Consider the following 2,856-nt stretch of genomic DNA (forward strand, 5'->3'; position numbering starts at 1 on the left):
GGTTCCGCCCTTACGGCGGGTCACTTTTTACAAACGCCTAAAAAGTAACCAAAAACGCTTGCTCCTACGTGCGGCCCGCTCGCTGGGGCTCGGGGTTCCTTCGCTCCGGGATCGATCCGGGCGCAGCGCCTACGGTTTGCTTCGCTGCACCTCCTCTCGCTGTGTTTGGCTGCGCCAAACGGTCGCTGCGCTCCCACGCCCGGATCAATCCCTCCACTCAGCCTTCCGACGTCGCCCGTGGATCAAGATCAAGAGCGGCAGCCGGGCTAACGCTCATCCTGTTGAGTGGTGAGAAGCTGATGCGGTTGCGAGGTGGGCGTTGCTTTTGCTTTTCTGTGGGAGCGAGTTTGCTCGCGAAGGCGGCCTGACAGCCGACCAATTTTCTATCTGATGTACTCAGCCCCAATGTAGGAGTGAGCCTGCTCGCGATGGCGGCCGGATAGCCGACCAATTTTCTATCGGATGTACTCAGTCCCAATGTAGGAGTGAGCCTGCTCGCGAAGGCGGCCGATAGCCGACCAATCCGCTATCGGATGTACTCAGTCCCAATGTGGGAGTGAGCCTGCTCGCGATGGCGGCCGGATAGCCGACCAACCTCTGTCAGATGTACTCAGCGCCCCTTGTGGGAGCGAGCTTGCTCGCGAAGGCGGCCGGATAGCCGACCAATCCGCTATCGGATGTACTCAGTCCCAATGTGGGAGTGAGCCTGCTCGCGATGGCGGCCGGATAGCCGACCAACCTCTGTCAGATGTACTCAGCCCCCTGTGGGAGCGAGCCTGCTCGCGAAGGCGGCCTGACAGCCGACCAATTTTCTATCGGATGTACTCAGTCCCAATGTAGGAGTGAGCCTGCTCGCGATGGCGGCCGGATAGCCGACCAACCTCTGTCAGATGTACTCAGCCCCCTTGTGGGAGCGAGCTTGCTCGCGATGGCGGCCTGATAGCCGACCAATTTTCTATCAGATGTACTCAGCCCCAATGTAAGAGTGAGCCTGCTCGCGATGGCGGCCTGATAGCCGACCAACCTCTGTCAGATGTACTCAGCCCCCTTGTGGGAGCGAGCCTGCTCGCGAAAGCGGCCTCACATTCACCGGTTTTCTATCAGGTTCACTCCCGCGAGCCCACAAAAAAGCCACCTTTCGGTGGCTTCTCTTCCAGCATCTGCAATCAGTCGTAAATCACTTTCTTTTTCCAGTCCGCATCGGCCTCGACATCTTTGAGGCCAGCGGTCAGTTGGTTTTCTTCACCTTCAACCGGTGCAATCTTGTCCATGACCTGGGCGTTCGCGCGGGCCAGGAGTTTTTCCAGGTATTGCAGTTGTTCTGCGTACATCTGCGGGTCCTGCTGTTTGCGCAGGTATTGCACGCCGCGTTCGAAGGCGAGGCGGGCCTGGCCGGGCTGGTTTTGTTGCAGGGACTGTTGGCCGAGGTTGTTGAAGAATTCGATGTGCAGCAGCACCAGAATGTGGCGGACTTCGCGGATCCAGTGCTTGGCTTCGTTCGGTGGCAGGAAACCATCGTGGGCGGCGCGGGTGATCTGGCCGTGGAGGGCTTCGAGCAGGAAGCGCACGTCTTTGGCTTTGGCTTCGGTCAGGATCGGTGCCGGTGGGTTGTTGACCGGGATCGATTCGCCTTGGGCGACGAGGGCGCTCAGTTCGGTGATGCGTGCTTTGGTGGTGGCGCTGGTTTTTTCCAGGTTCAGCAGGCGCTGGCAGACGTTCAGTTCCAGACGGGTCAGCAGCAGCTTGAGCGCCGGGGTCATGAACTGGCCGGGGAAGGTTTCGGTCAGTTCGCCGCAACGGCGCAGGCGGTCGTTGAGTTCGACCTTGGTGCGGGCCTTCTCCAGTTTGTTGTTCTCCACCACATGGTTCATGTAGCCAATGGCGATCAGAATTGCGATCCCGGCTACGACTAGCAGGGTGATCATGAGTGGTGTCACCGGTAAGACCTCTTTATAGGGTTCGCATGCGAGTGTAGTGGCTGGGCATTTAGTCGCCTAGCGCCGCTCGACGAGTTGGATCGGCAGGTTCAATCTGTATCGGCCGCACGCTGCTTATATGAATGCTGGCGCTGCGAGTGCAGATTGCCATCACTGTGGGTGGACTATAGCGTCTTGGCGAGTGGCGGAATATAGGCGTCAATCGTCGGGCGACGGAAAAGCCCGATTGCCGCCGTAAAGGTCGTCGAAGTCATTGATTTAAATAAATTTATATCAGGGGGTTGACGACCTCTCAATCCATCCATAGAATGCGCGCCACTTGCAGCGTAAAGCACACAGCGAAGCGCGGCAGGGAGTGAATGTTGTAGTGTGTCCCCTTCGTCTAGTGGCCTAGGACACCGCCCTTTCACGGCGGTAACAGGGGTTCGAGTCCCCTAGGGGACGCCAATGCGGGAATAGCTCAGTTGGTAGAGCACGACCTTGCCAAGGTCGGGGTCGCGAGTTCGAGTCTCGTTTCCCGCTCCAATTTTAAACAGCAGCGCTTTCGGGCGGTGCTGAGTGAAACCAGAGCCAAGTCTTCGGATGCGGATCTGGACACCGAAACACACACCATGTGTTCCGGGTAGCGTGTCCCCTTCGTCTAGTGGCCTAGGACACCGCCCTTTCACGGCGGTAACAGGGGTTCGAGTCCCCTAGGGGACGCCATTTGCGGGAATAGCTCAGTTGGTAGAGCACGACCTTGCCAAGGTCGGGGTCGCGAGTTCGAGTCTCGTTTCCCGCTCCAAATTCTAAAAACGCCGCTCAGTGAGCGGCGTTTTTATTAGTGAAAGTTGTAGCCTGTGTCCCCTTCGTCTAGTGGCCTAGGACACCGCCCTTTCACGGCGGTAACAGGGGTTCGAGTCCCCTAGGGGACGCCATT

General features: G+C 58.4%; 1 protein-coding gene and 5 tRNA genes. 5 read left to right on the top strand and 1 reads right to left on the bottom strand.

Going from position 1 to position 2,856, the window contains the following annotated elements; translation table 11 throughout:
• Positions 1 to 1,166 precede the first annotated feature (1,166 nt).
• The gene (locus AC1DVF_RS28870) at positions 1,167 to 1,925 is read right to left on the bottom strand and encodes a hypothetical protein (protein WP_176471267.1); all 759 of its coding nucleotides are present in this window, start codon (positions 1,923 to 1,925) and stop codon (positions 1,167 to 1,169) included.
• 383 nt (positions 1,926 to 2,308) lie between these two features.
• On the opposite strand from AC1DVF_RS28870, the gene AC1DVF_RS28875 reads away from it, so the two are divergent.
• The 5 genes from AC1DVF_RS28875 (at position 2,309) to AC1DVF_RS28895 (ending at position 2,854) form a co-directional block, all read left to right on the top strand.
• Positions 2,309 to 2,384: transfer RNA gene (locus AC1DVF_RS28875), tRNA-Glu, on the top strand.
• A 2-nt stretch (positions 2,385 to 2,386) separates the two neighbouring features.
• Positions 2,387 to 2,462: transfer RNA gene (locus AC1DVF_RS28880), tRNA-Gly, on the top strand.
• 104 nt (positions 2,463 to 2,566) lie between these two features.
• Positions 2,567 to 2,642 (top strand) — tRNA-Glu (locus AC1DVF_RS28885).
• A 3-nt stretch (positions 2,643 to 2,645) separates the two neighbouring features.
• Positions 2,646 to 2,721 (top strand) — tRNA-Gly (locus AC1DVF_RS28890).
• Positions 2,722 to 2,778: 57 nt separating this feature from the next.
• Positions 2,779 to 2,854: transfer RNA gene (locus AC1DVF_RS28895), tRNA-Glu, on the top strand.
• Positions 2,855 to 2,856: the final 2 nt, after the last annotated feature.

This window comes from Pseudomonas sp. P4_D7 (genome assembly GCF_056401755.1).